15 protein-coding genes are annotated in these 19275 nt (G+C 65.9%); 8 read left to right on the plus strand and 7 right to left on the minus strand.

Features of this window, described 5'->3' with window-relative positions:
• Positions 1-2: 2 nt before the first annotated feature.
• The 5 genes from QX128_RS24585 to hpaH are packed head-to-tail and all read right to left on the minus strand — an operon-like array spanning position 3 to position 5304.
• A complete protein-coding gene (locus QX128_RS24585; RefSeq protein WP_316238756.1) occupies positions 3-1637 on the minus strand; it encodes a thiamine pyrophosphate-dependent enzyme in 1635 nt (544 codons plus the stop codon).
• A 21-nt stretch (positions 1638-1658) separates the two neighbouring features.
• The gene (locus tag QX128_RS24590; RefSeq protein WP_316238757.1) at positions 1659-2531 is read right to left on the minus strand and encodes a fumarylacetoacetate hydrolase family protein; all 873 of its coding nucleotides are present in this window, start codon (positions 2529-2531) and stop codon (positions 1659-1661) included.
• A gap of 12 nt (positions 2532-2543) precedes the next feature.
• Complete coding sequence (gene hpaE, locus QX128_RS24595) at positions 2544-4082, minus strand: 5-carboxymethyl-2-hydroxymuconate semialdehyde dehydrogenase (RefSeq protein WP_315801285.1); 1539 nt, start codon at positions 4080-4082, stop codon at positions 2544-2546.
• Complete coding sequence (locus tag QX128_RS24600) at positions 4075-4473, minus strand: 5-carboxymethyl-2-hydroxymuconate Delta-isomerase (protein ID WP_315801284.1); 399 nt, start codon at positions 4471-4473, stop codon at positions 4075-4077. Before QX128_RS24600 ends, hpaE begins: the two co-directional genes overlap by 8 nt.
• 24 nt (positions 4474-4497) lie before the next feature.
• A complete protein-coding gene (gene hpaH / locus QX128_RS24605; RefSeq protein WP_315801283.1) occupies positions 4498-5304 on the minus strand; it encodes a 2-oxo-hept-4-ene-1,7-dioate hydratase in 807 nt (268 codons plus the stop codon).
• Between the two features lie 176 nt (positions 5305-5480).
• On the opposite strand from hpaH, the gene hpaR reads away from it, so the two are divergent.
• From hpaR to QX128_RS24625, 4 genes are all read left to right on the plus strand, one after another.
• Positions 5481-5936 (plus strand): homoprotocatechuate degradation operon regulator HpaR, encoded by a 456-nt coding sequence (gene hpaR, locus QX128_RS24610; protein WP_410053179.1) that lies wholly within the window; start codon positions 5481-5483, stop codon positions 5934-5936.
• Positions 5937-6093: 157 nt separating this feature from the next.
• Complete coding sequence (locus QX128_RS24615; RefSeq protein ID WP_316183351.1) at positions 6094-7179, plus strand: malate/lactate/ureidoglycolate dehydrogenase; 1086 nt, start codon at positions 6094-6096, stop codon at positions 7177-7179.
• A 131-nt stretch (positions 7180-7310) separates the two neighbouring features.
• Entirely contained in the window at positions 7311-8090 is a 780-nt protein-coding gene (locus tag QX128_RS24620; RefSeq protein ID WP_316183352.1) for an HpcH/HpaI aldolase family protein, read from the plus strand.
• A 117-nt stretch (positions 8091-8207) separates the two neighbouring features.
• Positions 8208-9731 carry an altronate dehydratase family protein gene (locus tag QX128_RS24625; protein ID WP_316218542.1) on the plus strand — a complete coding sequence of 508 codons (1524 nt, stop codon included), beginning with the start codon at positions 8208-8210 and terminating at the stop codon, positions 9729-9731.
• 236 nt (positions 9732-9967) lie between these two features.
• Here QX128_RS24625 and QX128_RS24630 read toward each other — a convergent pair whose 3' ends face one another.
• Complete coding sequence (locus QX128_RS24630) at positions 9968-10165, minus strand: hypothetical protein (RefSeq protein ID WP_008964013.1); 198 nt, start codon at positions 10163-10165, stop codon at positions 9968-9970.
• A gap of 434 nt (positions 10166-10599) precedes the next feature.
• On the opposite strand from QX128_RS24630, the gene QX128_RS24635 reads away from it, so the two are divergent.
• The 4 genes from QX128_RS24635 (at position 10600) to QX128_RS24650 (ending at position 17834) form a co-directional block, all read left to right on the plus strand.
• Positions 10600-13911 carry a transglutaminase family protein gene (locus QX128_RS24635; protein WP_316238759.1) on the plus strand — a complete coding sequence of 1104 codons (3312 nt, stop codon included), beginning with the start codon at positions 10600-10602 and terminating at the stop codon, positions 13909-13911.
• A gap of 30 nt (positions 13912-13941) precedes the next feature.
• Complete coding sequence (locus tag QX128_RS24640) at positions 13942-16476, plus strand: circularly permuted type 2 ATP-grasp protein (RefSeq protein ID WP_316238760.1); 2535 nt, start codon at positions 13942-13944, stop codon at positions 16474-16476.
• Positions 16473-17351, plus strand: a complete 879-nt coding sequence (locus QX128_RS24645) for a transglutaminase family protein (RefSeq protein WP_316238761.1) — start codon at positions 16473-16475, stop codon at positions 17349-17351. The genes QX128_RS24640 and QX128_RS24645 overlap by 4 nt, the downstream gene beginning before the upstream one ends.
• 102 nt (positions 17352-17453) lie before the next feature.
• Entirely contained in the window at positions 17454-17834 is a 381-nt protein-coding gene (locus QX128_RS24650; protein ID WP_315801275.1) for a hypothetical protein, read from the plus strand.
• Between the two features lie 350 nt (positions 17835-18184).
• Here QX128_RS24650 and QX128_RS24655 read toward each other — a convergent pair whose 3' ends face one another.
• Positions 18185-19087: an SMP-30/gluconolactonase/LRE family protein gene (locus QX128_RS24655; RefSeq protein ID WP_316238762.1), complete on the minus strand. Its 903-nt coding sequence runs from the start codon at positions 19085-19087 to the stop codon at positions 18185-18187.
• Between the last annotated feature and the right edge of the window lie 188 nt (positions 19088-19275).

Genomic DNA, 19275 nt, shown 5'->3' on the forward strand with positions numbered 1-19275 from the left:
GATCAGATCCCTGCAGGCTTCGCCGGATGGATGAAGGCCCAGGGCGAGACTTCCGAGTCGCGCGGCACCTCGATGTCGATCAGATAGGGCCCGCCATGCGCGAGCGCCGTCTCCAGCGCGGCTTTGAACTGACCGGGCGCGGTAACGCGGCTCGCCGCGACACCGAACGACTCCGCGAGCTTGACGAAATCCGGGTTGACGAGGTCGGAGGCCACGACGCGGCCGTCGAAGCGCTCGCGCTGGTCGCGCCGGACATTGCCATACGAGTTATTGTTGAACACCAGCGTGACCACGCCGATGTTGTACTGCACGGCCGTCGCCAGCTCCTGCACCGCGAACATGAAGCCGCCGTCGCCTGTGATCGCCACCACCGGTCTGTCGGGATGCGCGACCTTGGCGCCGAGCGCGGTCGGGAAGCCCGCGCCGAGCGTGCCCTGATAGCCCGAGGTGATGAAGGTGCGCGGCTCGTACACCGGAAAGCCGTACCAGGAGGCGAAACCGACCTGCGATAATTCGTCGGTGACGATGGCGTCCGGCGGCAGCACCTCGCGCAGCACGTTCAGATAGGCCATCTGCGGCTGCACCTTCTGGATCTCCTGCAAGGTCGCGGCGCTGGCCTCGCGAATGGTTGCGCGGCGGCCGGAGGTCTTGCGGTAGCCCGCCTTGCCGACGGCCGCCGAGAGCGCGGCCGTCCCGGCCTTGGCATCGGCGACGATGCCGGCATCGACGACCAGGCGCCGCATTTCGGCGGGGTCGATGTCGATGCGGATCGACTTCAAACCATCGGGCTTGAACGGCCAGCGGAACGTGGTCGGCAGCTCCATGCGGGTGCCGATTCCGATCATCAGGTCGGTGGTCGGCCAGAGCTTGTAGGCGGCGGCCATGGTGAGCCCGAGCTCATGCGCGTTGGAGACGATGCCGCGTCCGGACCGGAACGCCACGACCGGCGCGTCGATCATCTCGGCCAGCTCGAGGATCTCCTCGCGGGCCTCGATCGCGCTGGCGCCGACGAAGATCATCGGCGTTTTCGCAGAGGTGATCAGTCCGGCGGCCTTGGCGATGCGGTCGGGATCGGGCTGCGGCGGCGCGAACTGCGGCAACGGCTTGGCAGCCGCTGTCTCGGCCTTCTGCGTGAACACGTCCCACGGCATCTCGAGGGCCGTGGGACCGCGTCGCCCCGACAGCATTTCCTGGAACGCGCGCGCGACCAGCGTCGGCGCGCTATCAGGATATTCGATCCGCTCCGCCCATTTGACGAAGGTGCGCAAGGTGGCGAGCTGGTCCGGCATCTCGTGCAGATGGCCGCGGCCACGGCCGAGATAATCCGTCGGCACCTGGCCCGTGAGACACAGCACCGGCTCGTTGCAGCCGAAGGCGGTGAGCAACGCCGCGCCGGCGTTGAGCACGCCGGGTCCGGGAACGACGCTGAATACGCCGGGCCTGCCGCTGGCGCGGGCATAGCCGAACGCCATGTAGCCGCAGGCCTGTTCGTGGCGGGCGCCGACGACCTTGAGCTGCGCCTGGTGGAAGGCGTCGAACAGGCCGTAGACCTGCGCCCCAGGAAGGCCGAACACGGTGTCGACGCCGTGGGCGACGAGCCCGCTGACGATGGCTTCGCCGCCGGTCATGGTGGTCATGCTGACATTCCGTTGCTGATTTTATAGAGCTTCGTCGACGACGCCATTGCGCAAGGTGCCGACGCCCTCGGCTTCGATCTCGATGACGTCGCCGGGCTTCAGATAGCGCGGCGGGTCGAACCGTGCACCGGCGCCGGTGGGCGTGCCCGTCACGATCACGTCACCGGGCATCAGCGTGGTGAAGGTCGAGATGTAGTTGATGAGGTAGCGGAAGCCGAACATCAGCCGCGACGTGCGATCGTCCTGGCGCAATTCGCCATTGACGTGCGTCGTCAGCCGGATGTCGGCGATCTGGCTTTCGTCGGTGTAGGGCACGATCCAGGGCCCGAGGCTGCCGGTGGAGTCGAAGTTCTTGCCCTGGGTGACGTTGAACTTGGCATGCCGCACCCAGTCGCGGATGGTGCCCTCGTTGCACAGCGTCAACGCCGCGATGTGATCCAACGCCTGGGCCTCGGGAATGTGACGGCCCGCCTTGCCGATGATCAGCACGAACTCGCCTTCGTAGTCCAGTTGCAGCGAGGCGCGCGGGCGCACCAGCGGCGTCTCGTGGCCGACGAAGGAGCGCGGCGTGCGCATGAACATCGACGGATATTTCGGCGCGTCCTGGCCATCCTTGTATTCGGCGTTGCGATCGGGATAGTTGACGCCGATGCAGATGATCTTCTCGGGCGAGGGGATGGGCGGCAGCCAGGTGATGGCATCGAGGCCGTGATCGGGCGAGAGGCCGGCGGCGGTCTCGATCAGCCGCGGCAGGGCGCCCGCCGCGATGACTTCGCGTAAGGTCGGATAGTCCTTGGCGAAGCGCGCCGAGAGATCGACAAGACCTTTGTCAGTGACAAGTCCATAGCGGACAGAGCCGTTGACGGAGTAGGTCGCGAGGCGAGGGGAGGTCATGGGCATCTCTCCTTACACGCCGAGCCGCTGGATCTTGTGGGTGCCGCGCGCGAGCGAGACGTGCTTGGTCTCCATGTAGAAGTCGAACGAATAGTCGCCGCCGTCGCGGCCGATGCCCGACGCCTTCATGCCGCCGAACGGCGTCGGCAGGTGGCGGACGTTCTCCGAGTTCAGCCAGATCATGCCGGCCTCCAGCGCGTCGGCGACGCGCAGCGCGCGGCCCATGTCGCCGGTCCAGACATAGCCGGTGAGGCCATATTGCACGTCGTTGGCGATCGCGATCGCGTCGGCCTCGTCGCGGAACGGGATCACGGTGAGGAACGGCCCGAACACTTCTTCCTGCGCCACGCGCATGGTCTGGCGCGCGCCGGTCACCAGCGTCGGCTCGACGTAATGGCCGCCGCCCGGGCCGTCGAACCGCTTGCCGCCGACGGCGATGATCGCGCCATCCTCGCGCGCAACGTCGACATAAGAGCAGACCTTCGCGAGGTGCCGCTCATGGATCAGCGGTCCGATCTCGGTGGCGGGATCGAGCGGATGACCCACTTTCAGCGCACGCACGCGCGCGGCGAGCTTGGCCGTAAAAGTCTCGGCGATGCTCTGCTGCACCAGCAGGCGGCTGGACGACGTGCAGCGCTCGCCGTTGAGCGAGTAGATCATGAACACGACGGCGTCGAGCGCGCGGTCGAGATCGGCATCGTCGAACACGATCACCGGGTTCTTGCCGCCGAGCTCGAAATGCACCCGCTTCAAGGTCGGTGCTCCCTGCGCCATGATCGCAGACCCCGTCGAACTCTCGCCGACGAAGCCGATCGCCTTGATCGCGGGATGCTCGGTCAGCGCCTTGCCGGCCTCTTCGCCAAAGCCATGCACCGTGTTGAGCACGCCGTCGGGAATGCCGGCGTCCTTGGCGAGCTTGGCGAGCCATTGCGCCGTGATCGGCGACCATTCCGCCGGCTTGTGCACGACCGTGCAGCCGGCCGCGAGCGCGGGCGCGATCTTCCAGGTCGACAGCATGAACGGCGTGTTCCAGGGCGTGATCACGCCGACCGGGCCGATCGGCACCCGGGTCGAAATGTTCCAGTGCTCGTCGCTCGGCGTGCTCTGGCCGTCGCGGGCCTCGGTGCATTTGTCGGCGAAGAAGCGGAAGTTTTCCGCGGCGCGGATCGCGGCCTTGGCCATGAAGCGATAGGCCTGCCCGGTATCGATACATTCGAGCACCGCGATGTCGTCGGCATGATCCTCGATCGCATCGGCCACGCGATGCAGCAGCTTGCGCCGCATCGCCGGCGCCATGTCGCGCCAGGATTTGAAGGCAAGTGCGGCCGATGTCGCCGCGCGGTCGATGTCCTCGGCATTGCCGCGTGCGACGGTCGCGAGCACGGTGTTGTCGATCGGAGACTTGGTCTCGAACGTTGCGCCCGAGATGGCCGGCACCACCTTGCCGTCGATGAAATGGCCGATGCCCTCGTGCTTCAGCTTCGCGAGCAGGGGAGCCGCGCGGTCGAGGTTGGACTTGTAAATGTCGGTTTTGGGATTGGCCTTATCCATGGGATGCCTTCGCTTTCAGGGCGTCGTGGATGTTGTTGCGTTTCCAGCTGGTCGCGGCGTCGTTGATCTGCATGTCGAAGGACAGCGCGAACTTGCTGCTGGCGAAGACGGGATCGAGGTAATCCGAGAGCGCCTTGAAGACGTATTCGCCGGCCTTCTGCCGTGCCGGGAGGTCGCGGCCTTCGCCGAGCCGCAGCAGCATGGCGAGGAAGGCGGCATCGGGCTTGCCGTCGGCGATCGCGTAATGCTCGCAGCGGATCGCGCGCACGCGGATGCCGCCGATCGGAAAGATCCCGGTCTCACTGGCGGCCTTACGGACCACCTCGCAGACGTTGGCCATCACGACAAAGGCGTCGAGATTGGCGGAGTATTCGATGCTGAAATGCGGCATGATGCGGTCGCTCCGGTGCAGGCGTCAGGTGAAGTAACAGCTCACCGTTCCATACGGGCCGTAGTCGGCCTGGATGGTGTCGCCCTTGCGGGCCTCGATCGGCCGGATGAAGGAGCCGGCCAGAACGACCTGGCCTGGTTCGAGGGCAAGCCCGCGCGCTGCGATCTTGTTGGCGAGCCAGGCAACGGCCGTCGCCGGGTTGTTCAGCACGCCGGCGGCCAAGCCGGTCTCTTCCAGTTGGCCGTTCTTATAACAGAGTGCGCCGATCCAGCGCAGGTCGGTATCGAGCGGCCGCAGCGGCCGGCCGCCGAGCACGATTCCGGCATTTGCCGCGTTGTCGGCGATCGTATCGAAGATCTTGCGGGTCGCCTTGGTCGCGGGATCCACCCGCTCGATCCGCGTATCCAGGATTTCCAGTGCCGGTACCACGAAATCGGTCGCGTTGAGCACGTCGAACACCGTGCAGTCCGGCCCCGACAGACGGTGCTTCATGACGAAGGCAAGTTCCGCCTCGATCCGCGTCGCGATGAAGCGGTCGGACGGCACCAGCCCGCCATCGGCAAAGAACATGTCGTCGAGCAGCACGCCCGAATCCGGCTCATCGATGTTCAGCGCGCTCTGCATCGCCTTCGATGTCAACCCGATCTTGTGCCCCTTGATGACGCGGCCCGCGGCCACCTTGATGCCGATCCAGGCCTCCTGGATGGCATAGGCATCTGCGATGGTGATATCGGGAAACTCCTGCGAAAACTGCCTGATCTGGTGGCGGCTCTTTTCAGCCTGATCCAGGCGTAACGCGCAGCTATGTATCTGGTCGCTCGAAAGAGGCATGGTTGTCGCTCAGAAAAGAGGTGGCCGCAGATGATTAACATGTTAAGTTTCTGCCGGCAAACCGAAAGGACATTTGCTGCAGTGCAAATATTCGGGGCGACCCCCAGGAGATTGATGTGAGCGAGACCAGGGCGAAGGTCGCGAGGCCGGCGGCGAAGGACGCCCGCAAGGTGCCGATGCGCGACTTCTCGCAGTCGCTGCCGATGGCCTTGTTGCGGGCGCGCGAGGCCGTGATGCGGCAGTTTCGTCCCAATCTGCGGCAGCACGGCCTGACCGAGCAGCAATGGCGCATCCTGCGCGCGCTGGCGGCGGTCGACGTGATCGAGGTGACCGAGCTGGCGCGGGTCGCGTTCCTGCTCGGGCCCAGCCTGTCCCGCATCCTGCGCGATCTCGAGGCGCGTGGCTTGATTCTGCGCGAAGTCGATAGTCGCGACATGCGCAGGGGCGTGCTGTCGATTTCGAGCAAGGGCATGAAGCTGATCGCGCAGGTCGCGCCGAGCTCGGAGGCGATCTACGCATCGATTGCCAGCCGGTACGGTACACGCAAGCTTGCCGCATTGCACAAGATGCTTGGCGAGCTCGAGCTGAGCATCGGCGGCGATCTCGCCCCCGACGACAGCGGTGACGGCTGATATGCCGCGGACGAGGCGCAACGGAAGGGGTCTCGTACTTGGCAGGCCGTTCGGCGTTTTGATAAGAAGCGATGCAGTCGAGCGGAGATGGCGTGCGTCGCAGGCATGGCATTCCATGCTAACTCTGTCCGCATGCTGATCGAACCCGCGAGTTGTCATGGTCACAATCAAGGTTGCCCGCCTCATCGATTTCGTCGCCGACGTCTTCGAACATGCCGAGTCCTCTGCTGAGGAGGCGCGGCGGATCGCCACCTATCTCACGACGGCAAATCTCACCGGGCATGACAGTCACGGTGTGATCCGGGTGCCCGTCTATATCCGCTGGAAGAAGATGGGATCGATCGTGCCCAACCAGACGGCGGACATCGTGGTCGACACGCCGTCGCTGGTGGTCGTGGACGGCAAGTTCGGCTACGGCCAGACGGTGACGCCGCAGGCCGTGAGGATCGGCATCGAGCGCTGCAAGAAGAGCGGCCTGGCTGCGCTGGCGCTGCGCAATTCCGGCCATCTCGGCCGCGTCGGCGACTGGGCAGAAATGGCCGCCGCCGAAGGACTCGTGTCCATTCATTTCGTCACGGCCGCGGGCTCCCTGCTGGTGGCGCCCTATGGCGGCGTCGAGAAGCGGTTCTCGACCGCGCCCTATTGTGTCGGCATCCCGCGCCAGGGGCAGGACCCCATCGTGCTCGATTTCGCGACCTCGATCGTGGCCGAGGGCAAGGTCCTGGTGGCGAGCCGCGGCGGCAAGAAGCTGCCCAAGGGCGCTTTGATCGATGCCGACGGGACGCTCAGCGAGGATCCGGCGGTGCTCTATGGACCCTATGAGACCGAGGGGACGCGCGACCACACCAAGGGGACGGGAGCGATCCGCGCTTTCGGCGAGCACAAGGGCTCCGGGCTCGCCTTTATCTGTGAGCTGCTCGGCGGCGCCTTGACCGGCACCGGGGCGACGTCGGCAAACCGGCGCTTCGCCAACGGCATGCTCGCGATCTACATCGACCCGAAGGTGGTCGATCCGGCGAGCTTCTTCGACGGTGAGATCACCCGCTATACGGATTTCATCCGGGCGACCAAGCCGGTCTCCGGCGTCGATCAGGTGCTGGTGCCGGGCGACCCCGAGCGCAAGATGCGGGCCGAGCGTACGGCCAATGGCGTGCCATTGCCCGACGACACCTGGGCGGCAATAGTGAACACGGCGCGCGACGTGGGTGTCAGCGAAGCGAGCATTCAGCGGGCGACATCGTGATATCAGTGTGATCGCCGGTGGCGCGAGCGATCCACGCGCAGATTGAGCGGGATTGCATTGCGTTGCGCCATCGGCGAGAACGAATTTGAACGAGACAGAACGGTTGAACAACAAGGGAAGGAAACGCAGTCGTGGCGAACAATAAGGTCAAGCAGCTCTGGGCCGAAGGCAAGGCGGTGGTGAATGCCTGGCTCGCGATCCCCTCGGGGTTTTCCGCGGAGGTCGTGGCTCAGTGCGGCTTCGACAGCGTCACCGTGGACATGCAGCACGGGGTGCAGGACTATCTGTCGATGGTCCAATGCTTCCAGGCGATGCATGGCCATCCGGTCACGCCGATGGTGCGCGTGCCGTGGAACGAGCCCGGCATCATCGGCAAGGTGCTCGATGGCGGTGCCTATGGCGTCATCTGCCCTATGGTCAACACAGCGCAGGAAGCCCGCAACCTCGTTTCCTACTCAAAATATCCGCCGAAGGGCGTGCGCTCCAACGGTCCGATTCGTTCGGGCATGTATGGCAGTGCGGGCGAGTATCAGAAGACGGCCAACGACGAGATCGTGCTGCTGCCGATGATGGAGACCAGGACCGCGGTCGAGAACATGGAGGCCATCCTCGATGTCGAAGGCATCGACGGCGTCTATATCGGGCCCTCCGATCTCGGCTTTTCCTATGGTCTGGTGCCGAAGCTCGATCGCGACGAGCCGGAGATCCTCAAGATCTATGAGAAGATCGTGAAGGAATGCGGCAAACGCGGGCTCAATCCCGGCATTCATTGCAGCGGCGCCGAGGGTGCGGTCCGCGCCATCAACATGGGCTTCAAGCTCGTGACCTTGTCGAACGAGGTCGGCCTGATGCAGGTCTATGCCCGCCAGCAGGTCGCGCAGACCCGCAAGGACTCCGGCGGCAAGGCGTAACGAGAAAGGCGAATGGCGAGGAGGGCGTAGCGAAGAGGATTCGTTTCCTTTCGCTATGCGCCGCTCGCCATTCGCATGTTTGTTCGCGATCGACGTCCTGATACGAGAGAGACAGCCATGGCTCCGCCCCCCGTCATCCGTCTTCATCCCGAGGACAGCGTCCTGATCGCGCGCGCCAGCCTGCCTCCGGGGCTGTCGATCGCCGAGGGGGTCACGACGACCGACCGGATTCCGGCCGGTCACAAGGTCGCGGTGCGTCCGATCGCGCAGGGCGAGCCGATCCGCCGCTACGGCCAGATCATCGGCTTCGCCACCGCGCCGATCGCGCCGGGCCAGCATGTTCATACACAGAACTGCGGCATGGGCGATTTCGCCAAGGACTACGCCTATGGGGTCGACGTGAAGCCGACACCGAATTTCGATCTTCCGGCGACGTTCGAGGGCATTCGCCGGCCCGATGGCCGGGTTGCGACCCGCAACTACATCGGCATTCTGACCTCGGTGAACTGCAGCGCCCATGTCGCGGGCCTGGTCGCCGATGTGTTCAAGCGCAATCCGTTCACTGGCGACGATCCGCTCGCCGACTACCCCAACGTCGACGGCGTGGTGGCGCTGACGCACAAGACCGGCTGCGGCATGACGCTGGACGAACCGCTGAAGCTGTTGCGGCGAACCCTGGGTGGCTACGCGCGGCACGCGAATTTCTCCGCTGTGATCGTGCTCGGCCTTGGCTGCGAGGCCAATCAGATCGGCGGATTGATGGAGGAGCAGAAGCTCGCCGGCCGCCTGCGCGCCATGGACATCCAGGAGGTCGGCGGCACCCGCAAGACCGTCGAGGCCGGCATCGGCTTCGTGAAGGAAGCGCTCGCCGACGCCAACAGGGTCAAGCGCGAGACGGTTCCGGCCAGCGAACTGACAGTCGCCCTTCAATGTGGTGGATCCGACGGCTATTCCGGCATCTCGGCCAATCCGGCGCTCGGTGCGGCAAGCGATCTCCTCGTGCGACATGGTGGCACAGTAATCCTGTCGGAGACACCGGAGACCTATGGTGCCGAGCATCTGCTGACGCGCCGCGCGGTCAGCCGCGACGTCGGCGAGAAGCTCGTCTCCCTGATGCGCTGGTGGGAGGAGTATACGGCGCGGGAGGGCGCGGAGATGAATGCCAATCCCAGCCCGGGCAACAAGGCCGGCGGCCTGACGACGATTCTCGAGAAGTCGCTCGGCGCGATGGCCAAGGCCGGCAGCACCAATCTGGTCGATGTGCTGCATTATGCGGAAGCGGTCACCAAGAAGGGCTTCGTGTTCATGGACACGCCCGGCTACGACCCGGTTGCGGCGACGGGGCAGGTCGCCGGCGGCGCCAATCTCGTCTGCTTCACCACCGGCCGCGGCAGCGTGTTCGGCTGCAAGCCGGCGCCGTCCATCAAGCTTGCGACCAACACGCCGATGTACAAGCGGATGGAAGACGACATGGACGTCAATTGCGGCACCATCCTCGACGGCGAGGAGACGGTGCAGGACTGCGGCCAGCGCATCTTCGAACTGATGCTGAAGACCGCCTCGGGGCAGCCGACCAAGAGCGAGAGCTTCGATTTCGGCGGGGCCGAGTTCGCACCCTGGGTGCTCGGCGCGACGATGTAGCTTGATCGGTGTAGCTGGATCACTCAGCTATTCGACGGCCCCCATCGGGGCTGTGGTTCGGATGTCCCGGCATCTGATCGCAGCTGAGATCGCAAGTTAGCTGAGATTGGATCGCAACTGAGATCAGATGACAGGTGAGCGCGCCGCCATGTGCTGGCTGTCGTGGTCAGCCTGTTATGGGCAGTCCGTCATGGGCTTGCCCTGCCGACGCTCGCGCGACAGCGGCGCCGAGCAATTTACCGCTGGTGACCCAGGCCGATGCCGAGCGCCAGAGCCTTCTGGCGGAGCGAGCCTTCGGTCCGCTTCATCGCCTTGGCGATCTTGGCAACCGGGGTCTTGGACTTCGAGTGCTGCTTCAGCAGCTTGATGTCGGCGGGCGTGTAGGGTTTCCGCGCCAACTTCTTGGTAGCTGCCTTCTTAGCTGTCTTCGCCACTTGATTCTCCTTTTGGCAATGGTGGTCCTAAATAGCATGTGTAGTCGAGCTATCAAGCGATTGCGGCAAATGCAACGCTATTAGTTCTTGTTAGTTCATCATTCGGGGTTAATCCCTGCTTTGACGAACTGGTCAATCTTCCGTGAGCGCTTCCGCGGCTTCCTGTGGACAACTCTGCGTGGAGCGGCTGATAGGTTGTTTGTTCTTCTCTCGTTCTTCGTTCCAGCCCCGATTGGGGCGCGCAGCGGCCGGAAAAGCGACCGGTACGTGCAGCGGAGGCACCTGATAGGGGGGATACATTCCAACGGCGCGGCGCCAAATGCCGCCTTTCGGGCTTAGGATAGTTCAATAGGCAGCTCTTGCCCTTTGTTAGTGCTTGATCCCTAAGCACGGCAATGTTCTGCTCAAAAAAGTTGCTGGAGCGCCGAAACCTCGTGTCAATCTACGTCGCGTTACATCACGTCACCCATTACAAATATGATCGTCCGGTCGAACTGGGCCCGCAGACCATCCGCCTGCGTCCTGCACCCCATACCAGGACCCCCGTGCTGAGCTATTCGCTCAAGGTCACGCCGCCCAACCATTTCGTGAACTGGCAGCAGGACCCGCAGGGCAATTGGCTGGCCCGCTACGTTTTCCCCGAGAAGGTGAACGAACTCAAAATCGAGGTCGACTTCACGGCGCAGATGACCGTGATCAATCCGTTCGACTTCTTCGTCGAGCCTTATGCCGACAGTTTTCCCTTCGCCTATCCGGACGGCCTCAAGGTGGAACTCGCGCCCTATCTCGAGACGATCGAGCCGGGGCCGTTGTTCGCGGAATACTTGAAGTCGATTCCCCGTGACGCGGACAACACGGTCAACTATCTCGTCGAACTCAATGCGCAGTTGCAGAAAAAGATTCGTTATATCATCCGGATGGAGCCCGGCGTTCAAACGCCGGAGGAGACGCTGTCGCAGGCCGCCGGATCCTGCCGCGACTCGGCATGGCTGCTGATCCAGACGCTGCGACATCTCGGCCTCGCCGCCCGCTTCGTCTCCGGCTATTTGATCCAGCTCCGTCCCGACATCGATCCGGTCGAGGGACCGGTCGAGGTCGAGAATGATTTCACCGATCTGCATGCCTGGGCCGAGGTCTATCTGCCCGGCGCTGGATGGATCGGCTTCGACGTCACCTCGGGCATGCTCGCGGGCGAGGGGCACATTCCGGTCGCGGCTACGCCGCACTATCACTCGGCCGCGCCGATCAGCGGCAGTGCCGGCGTTGCCGAGGTCGATTTCAACTTCGAGATGAATGTGAGGCGCATCCGCGAAGCGCCGCGGATCACCCGGCCATTTTCGGATGAGGCGTGGGACCGGCTCGACCGCCTCGGCGAAGCGGTCGATGTCGATCTCGCCGCGCACGACGTGCGCCTCACGATGGGCGGCGAGCCGACCTTCGTGTCGATCGACGACATGGAATCGGCGGAGTGGAATACGGCGGCGGTCGGCCCGGCCAAGCGCGGGCTCGCCGACAGCCTGATCCGGCGTCTGCGCGCGCGGTTCGCGCCCGGCGGCCTGCTGCACTACGGCCAGGGCAAGTGGTATCCTGGCGAAAGCCTGCCGCGCTGGGCGTTCGGACTGTATTGGCGCAAGGATGGCGAGCCGGTCTGGCGCAATCCGGATCTGATCGCCAGCGTGGATGGCCCGCGCATGGCGACGATCCAGGACGCAGAGCGTTTCCTCGATACGGCCGCCGAGACGCTCGGGCTCGAGCCGGACTACGTGCTGCCCGCGTTCGAAGATCCCGCGCATTGGCTGCAGAAGGAAGCCGCGCTGCCCGAGAACGTCGATGCGCTCGACTCCAAGCTCGCCGATCCCGAGGAACGCGCGCGGATGGCGCGGGTGTTCGACGAAGGGCTGCACATTCCGCGCGGCTTCGTGCTGCCGATCCAGCGCTGGAATGCACAGCCCAGGCGCTGGCGCAGCGAGCGCTGGGGCCTGCGGCGCAAGCGGCTTTTCCTGATTCCCGGCGACTCGCCGCTCGGCCTGCGGCTGCCGATCGGCTCGCTGGCCCACATTCCGCCGGAGGATTTCCCGTACATCCACGAGCAGGACCCGATGGAGGAGCGCGGGCCGCTGCCGACCTACGCGCAGGGACGCCCGGTGATCGTGCCGCAGGTGCCGCCACTGCCGAAGCTCGATCGTGCACAGTCGCCGCAGGACGTGCAGTATCAGTACTGGGGAGGGCTCGGCGTCCGCACCGCGATGTCGGTCGAGATCCGCGACGGCATTCTCTGCGTGTTCATGCCGCCGGTCGAAACCATCGAGGACTACCTGGAACTGGCCGCAACGGTCGAAGCGACGGCCGAGGCGATGCAGATCAAGGTTCACGTCGAGGGGTATGCCCCGCCGTTCGATCCGCGCATCGAGGTGATCAAGGTGACACCCGATCCCGGCGTCATCGAGGTCAACATCCAGCCGGCCGCGAGCTGGCGGCAATCGGTCGACATCACTTTCGGGCTCTATGAGGACGCGGCGAAGGTGAGGCTCGGCGCCAATCGCTTCCTGATCGACGGCCGCCACACCGGCACCGGCGGCGGCAATCATGTCGTCGTCGGCGGCAGCTCGCCGCCGGATTCGCCGTTCCTGCGGCGCCCGGATCTGCTGAAGAGCCTCGTCCTGTATTGGCAACGGCACCCGTCGCTGTCTTATTTGTTCTCCGGCATGTTCATCGGGCCGACCAGCCAGGCTCCGCGAATCGACGAGGCCCGCCACGACAGCCTCTATGAGCTCGAGATCGCGCTCGCCAACGTGCCCCACGTCGGGCAGAGCGTGCCGCTGTGGCTGGTCGACCGGCTGTTCCGGCATCTGCTGGTCGACATCACCGGCAACACCCATCGCTCGGAGATCTGCATCGACAAGCTGTACTCGCCGGAGGGACCGACGGGCCGGCTCGGACTGGTGGAGTTCCGCGCGCTGGAAATGCCGCCGGATCCGCGCATGTCGCTGGCGCAGCAGCTTCTCATCCGAGCGCTGATCGCCAAATTGTGGCGCGAGCCGCAGGACGGCCGGTTCGTGCGCTGGGGCACGGCGCTGCACGACCGCTTCATGCTGCCTCACTTCATCTGGGAAGATTTTCTTGATGTGCTGGATGAGCTGCGGTCGTCCGGCTACGACTTCTCGCCGGAATGGTACCAGGCGCAGCTCGAATTTCGCTTTCCGACCTTCGGCCGCGTGCAGCATGGCGGCGTGACCCTGGAGCTGCGGCAGGCGCTGGAGCCCTGGCATGTGCTGGGCGAGGAGGGCGCCGCGGGCGGCACCGTGCGCTACGTGGATTCCTCGGTCGAGCGGCTTCAAGTGAAAGCCGAAGGGTTTGTCGAGGGCCGCCACCTCATCACCTGCAATGGTAGGAGGATGCCGATGACCTCGACCGGGCGATCCGCCGAGGCGGTCGCGGCGGTGCGCTTCAAGGCGTGGCAGCCGGCCTCCGGCCTGCACCCGACGATTCCCGTGCATGCGCCGCTGACCTTCGACCTGATCGACACCTGGAACGGCCGTTCGCTCGGCGGCTGCGTCTATCACGTCGCCCATCCCGGCGGCCGCAACTACGACACCAAGCCGATCAACTCCTACGAGGCTGAGGCGCGGCGGCTCGCCCGCTTCCAGGACCACGGCCACACTCCCGGACGAATCGCGCTGCCGCCGGAAGAACGCACAAATGAATTCCCGATGACCCTCGACTTGCGCAGGCCGCTCCTGCATTGATGGCACGGAGTTTGTGCGGAGGACCAGGGTATGGACGGCTCGAGCGGCCAGGACCAGGGAGCGAGCCCCGCCGCCGGTCGGCCGGCGGCACGTTCTCCGCTGCGCCGTGCCGAGCAGTGGGCCCGCGATTATGCCCGGCTCCCAGGCATCCCCGATGAGTTCATCGGCGCCGATCGCCAGCCGCGGCCGGTCTGGACCCGCTTTGCCGACACCTTCGCCGCGCTCGCGCCGACCGACATCGACCGCCGCTTCGCGTCCGCCGACCGCCATCTGCGCGAGGCAGGCGTCACCTATCGCTCGCCTAGCGACAACGCCGAGCGATCGTGGCCGCTCAGTCATCTGCCGCTGCTGATCGACGAGTCCGAATGGGCGCAGCTCTCGCAGGGCATCGTCCAGCGCGCCGAGCTGTTCGAGCGCGTGCTGCAGGACATCTATGGCGAAGGACGGCTGATCGCGAGCGGCGCGCTGCCGGCAGCCGCCGTCGCCGGCTCCAGCGAATATCTGCGTCCAGTCTGCGGCGTCAAACCGCCGGGCGGGCGCTTCCTCAGCATCTATGCCGCCGACATCGGCCGCGGCCCCGACGGGCGCTGGTGGGTGCTCAATGATCGCACCCAGGCGCCGTCCGGCATGGGCTACGCGCTGGAAAACCGCCTGGTGCAGTCGCGCGCCTTCTCCTCGATCTACAAGTCCATGAACGTGGAGCGGCTCGCGCCGTTCTTCGAGGCGTTCCGCGATGCGCTGCGCGCCAGCGCCGATCGTGACGAGCCGCGGATCGCCGTGCTCACGCCGGGCATGTTCAGCGAGACCTATTTCGAGCACGCGACCTTGGCGCGCTATCTCGGCTTTCTGCTGGTCGAGGGCGACGATCTCGCCGTCAGCGGCGACCGCGTGCACATCCGCACCGTCGCCGGTCTCAAGCGCGTCGACGTGCTGCTGCGGCGGCTCGATTCCAACTCGCTCGATCCGCTCGAGCTCGATGCCGGCTCGCGGCTCGGCGTCGCCGGCCTGATGGACGTCGTGCGCAAGGGCGGCGTGGCGATCGCCAACATGCCGGGCTCCGGCGTGCTGGAGGCGCGCGCGCTGCTTGGCTTCCTGCCGAGCCTCGCGCGGCGCGTGCTCGGAGAGGATCTCAAGATCCCGCACATCGCGACCTGGTGGTGCGGCCAGAAGTCCGCGCGCGACGAGGTGCTGTCGCGGCTCGAGGAGTTCGCGATCGAAGGCGCCTATGGCCGCGGCGTGCCCGGCTTTGCAAGCAGTGGTCCGGTGCTGGCCGGCGAGCTCTCGGCCGCGGAGCGCGAGCGGCTGCGCGCGGCGATCAGCCAGCGCGGCATCGACTATGTCGGCCAGGAGGTGGTGCGGCTGTCGACCACGCCGGTGTGGGAGGACGGCCGGATCGCGCCGCGGCCATTCGTGTTGCGGGTGTTCGCGGCCGCCACGCCGGACGGCTGGACCGTCATGCCCGGGGGCTTCTGTCGCATCGCCGACAAGCCCGATGCGCGCGCGGTGTCGATGGGCGACGGCGCCCGCGCGGCCGACGTCTGGGTGGTCGCCGACAAGGCGGTGGCGGCGCGCACCTTGCTGCCGGGCTCTGACAACGTGCGGATCCGCCGAATCGCCGGCGTGCTGCCGAGCCGCGCCGCCGACAATCTGTTCTGGCTGGGACGCTATCTGGAGCGCGCCGAGGCCACCGTGCGGCTGATCCGCGCGCTCGCAGCCCAGCATCGCGATCCCGGCAAGGGGTCGCTGGCGCAGCTCAACACCGCCGAGCGCATCCAGCGGCTGTTGCTGGCGTGGGGCGCGGTTGAGCAGACCTCGCGCAGCAAGGGATTCCAGGTGGCGGCCGAGGCTTTGCAGGCCGAGGCGCAGTTCGGCTCGGCGCTGTCGCTGCTCAGATCCGCCCAGCGCACCGCGACCTCGCTGCGCGAGCGCCTCTCGCCCGACGCCTGGCAGGTCATCACCGAGATGCCGAACCGGCTGGCGCAGGAGGCCGAGGATGAGGACGCCGTCGTCAGCATCGCCGAGCTCACGCTGGACCGGCTCGCGAGCTTCGCCGGCCTCGCCCAGGAGAACATGAACCGCGCCGCCGGCTGGCGGTTTCTCGACATGGGCCGCCGCGTTGAACGCGCCATCAACACCGCGCGCTTCGCGCGCCAGTTCGGCTATGACGAGGCGACGCCCGAGGATCTCGACGTCCTGCTCACGCTCGTCGACTGCCAGATCACCTATCGCTCGCGCTATCTGATCGGCCCGTCGCTGGCGCCGATCCGCGACCTCGTCGTGCTCGACCTCTACAATCCGCGCTCGGTCGCGTTCCAGGTCGAGCTGCTCAACGAGCACATCGCGAGCCTGCCGGTGCTCAAGGAGAACGGGCTGATCGAGCGGCCGCAGCGCCTCGCGATCTCGCTGGGCGCGCGGCTGACCGCGGCAGAGGCGGCGCATCTCGATGGCCGCGCCCTGTTTGCGCTGGAGCAGGACCTGCTCAACCTGGCGGAGGCGATCGGCCAGCATTATTTCCCGCATGGTCCGAATGCGACGCGGCCGGAAAAGCTGACGGGCCTCGCGTGATCTACGACATCCGGCACGTCACGACCTATGAGTATGAGAGCGCCGTCAGCTTCGCGCGCTGCTCGCTGCGGCTCGAGCCGCTCAGCGGCGACGGCCAGGAGCTGATCTCGCACAGCGTCGACATCCGGCCGCGGCCCTCGGAGCGGACCGCGCGGCGCGATTTCTTCGGCACGTTGACCGAGAGCGTCGTGATCGACACCCAGCACCGCCACCTGCGCATCGACTCGCGCTCGCGGGTGAGGCTGTCGCGCACGCCGCCCGAGCGCGATGCGCCGAGTGCGGACTGGGAGCAGGTGCGCGATGCAGCGTTCGAGGCGACGAGCCTCGGCCCGTCGTCGCCGATCGGCTACGTCTTCGAAAGCGCCCTGGTGCCGGTGCTGGAGCTGGTGACGGACTATGCTCAGGCAAGCTTTCGCGCCGGCACCCGCATCGTCACCGGCGCCGCCGATCTGATGCGGCGCATCCGCAAGGAGTTCAGATACGATCCGAAGGCGACCGTGATCTCGACCCCGCTGCGCGAGGTGTTCGACAATCGCCATGGCGTCTGCCAGGATTTTGCGCATGTCATGATCGCCGGCCTGCGTGGCCTCGGCCTGCCCGCGGCCTATGTCAGCGGCTATCTGCGCACCATCCCGCCGGAGGGCCAGCCCCGGCTGCAGGGCGCCGACGCCACCCATGCCTGGGTGTCGCTGTGGTGCGGCGACGAGCTCGGCTGGATCGGCTTCGATCCGACCAACGATCTCCTGGTCGGCAATGATCACATCATCCTCGGCATGGGCCGCGACTTCTCCGACGTGTCGCCGGTCGACGGCATCATCGTCGGCTCGCCCAAGCAGAAGCTCGGCGTCGCCGTCGACGTCGTGAGGGTCGAGTAGGGCGGTTCCCTCGAGGGGAACATCCGGAACATTTTTCCCGCATCGCACTTGATCCGCCCGAGGGGCCCGAATGGGGGCTGGCTGACCCTTTCGAGCGATGGAGTGATCGACATGAAACGTGTTGCAATCGTGATTGGCCTGGTCGGCGCCTGCGTCGCCGGCACCGCTTCGGCCCAGCCGAGCGCGAACCTCACCGGCACCTACCGCTGCATCCAGATGTGCCGCGACGGCATGATCGGCGCGCCGGCCTTCGTGACGCAGAACGGCGATGCCGTGAACCTGACCACCGAGACCGGCGAGTCCCTCCAGGCTTGGCCGGACTGGAATGCGCCCAATAGCCGGCTCTGGATCGATGCGCGTGACGAAAGCGCGGTCTATTCGCCCGACGGCATGCGTATCCAGTTCGACGACGGCCGCGTCTGGCAGCGCGACCTGCCGCCGCCGCTGATCGTCCAACGCGCGCCGGTGGTGTACGGGCGGTAAGCGATCGCTGTTGTCAGGAAGGCCCTCGCGCATGCGGGGCTTTCCGTTTCCAGTGAGTTGGAATGCGCTTGCGCAACAACCAGTGTCGTCCCGGCGAACGCCGGGACCCATAACCCCAACTGTTTTATTGGCCGGCACAGCGTTAGCTACATCTCGCATCTCACTCCTGCTGCGGAGTATGGGTCCCGGGTCGGCGCCGTGCCAACGCTGTCGCGCTGGCACGGCTTGCCCGGGACGACAGCCAATCTGTTGCACGGTCTCTCATGAGCGCCAGACATTGAATATGCTGCAGTAGTGTCGCTACACGTCGTGTCCGAGTGATGCTGGTCGTGTCCCACCCGGCTGAGCAGTCAGCACGTCTGTGTCTGCAAGCAATGCTCGCGCCCTTCGACATCGGTGCGAAAGGACTCGACGAAGCCGCCCTGACGCTGGGTGACGAACACGGTCTTGCCGTCGCTGCCGCCGAAGGCGAGGTTGGTCGGCTCCTTGGCTCGCAGCGTGATCTCCCTGATGGCGCGGCCGTCGGGCGTCAGCACGGCGATGCTGCCCTTCAGGATGCGTGCGACGAACAGCCGGCCGCTGGCATCGGTACGCAGGCCGTCGATCGTGTTGGGCTCGAACCTTCTGATCAGTCTGGGCGTGGCGAGCGCGTCGCCATCCACCGCATAGGACCAGATCTCGCCGCTGTTGGATTCGCCGACATAGAGCGTGCGGCCGTCAGGGCTCAGATCGATGCCGTTGGCGGTGCCCATCGCCCGCGGTGCCGCCATCGCCTCGCCCTGCAGCGCGCCGTTGGGCCCCCTCGCGATCCGCCAGATGCGGCCGCTGCGCGCCTTCCAGTTCGGATCGCTCGCATAGATCGTGCCGTCGCGCGACAGCGTGATGTCGTTGGGCTGGCTCATGTCGTCGGCATGGAAGACGAGATGCGGCGCGGTCTCGCCCGGTGCGATGGCAAAGATGTTGTGCTTCTTGTAGTCGGCGATGAACATCGTGCCGGCGGCGTCGATGCGGATCGCATTGCCGACGCTGCCGTCGGGCAGCTCGGTGAATTTCTCTGACGTGGTCGCCTCAGGTGCGAGCCGGCCGATCGTGCCGGGCTTGCCGAGATTGACGACGAAGAGATTGCCGTCGCGATCGACGGCGGGCCCCTCGATGCCGAAGGTGTATTCGCCGGAAGGTGTGAGCTGCGCGCTCTCGAACAGTTTCGAGGTGGCCAGGGCAGGGACGGTCGCGAGGGCGAGCGTGACGAGCATCGCCCAACAGGAGATGCGTAGGGTGGGCAAAGGCGCGATACGCCACTGCGCGCGCCACAACGCGCTCTCGTGCGCGCCGTGCCCACCATCACGGAGACAGGTGCCCGCGGCCGGCGGGCACGGCGCGCGCGAGATTGCGTTTTGGCGGAGGAAGCGTCGCCCTGCGCCTTTGCCCACCCTACGATTCA

It is taken from the genome of Bradyrhizobium sp. SZCCHNR1015 (assembly GCF_032489875.1).
Classification (GTDB): Bacteria; Pseudomonadota; Alphaproteobacteria; order Rhizobiales; family Xanthobacteraceae; genus Bradyrhizobium.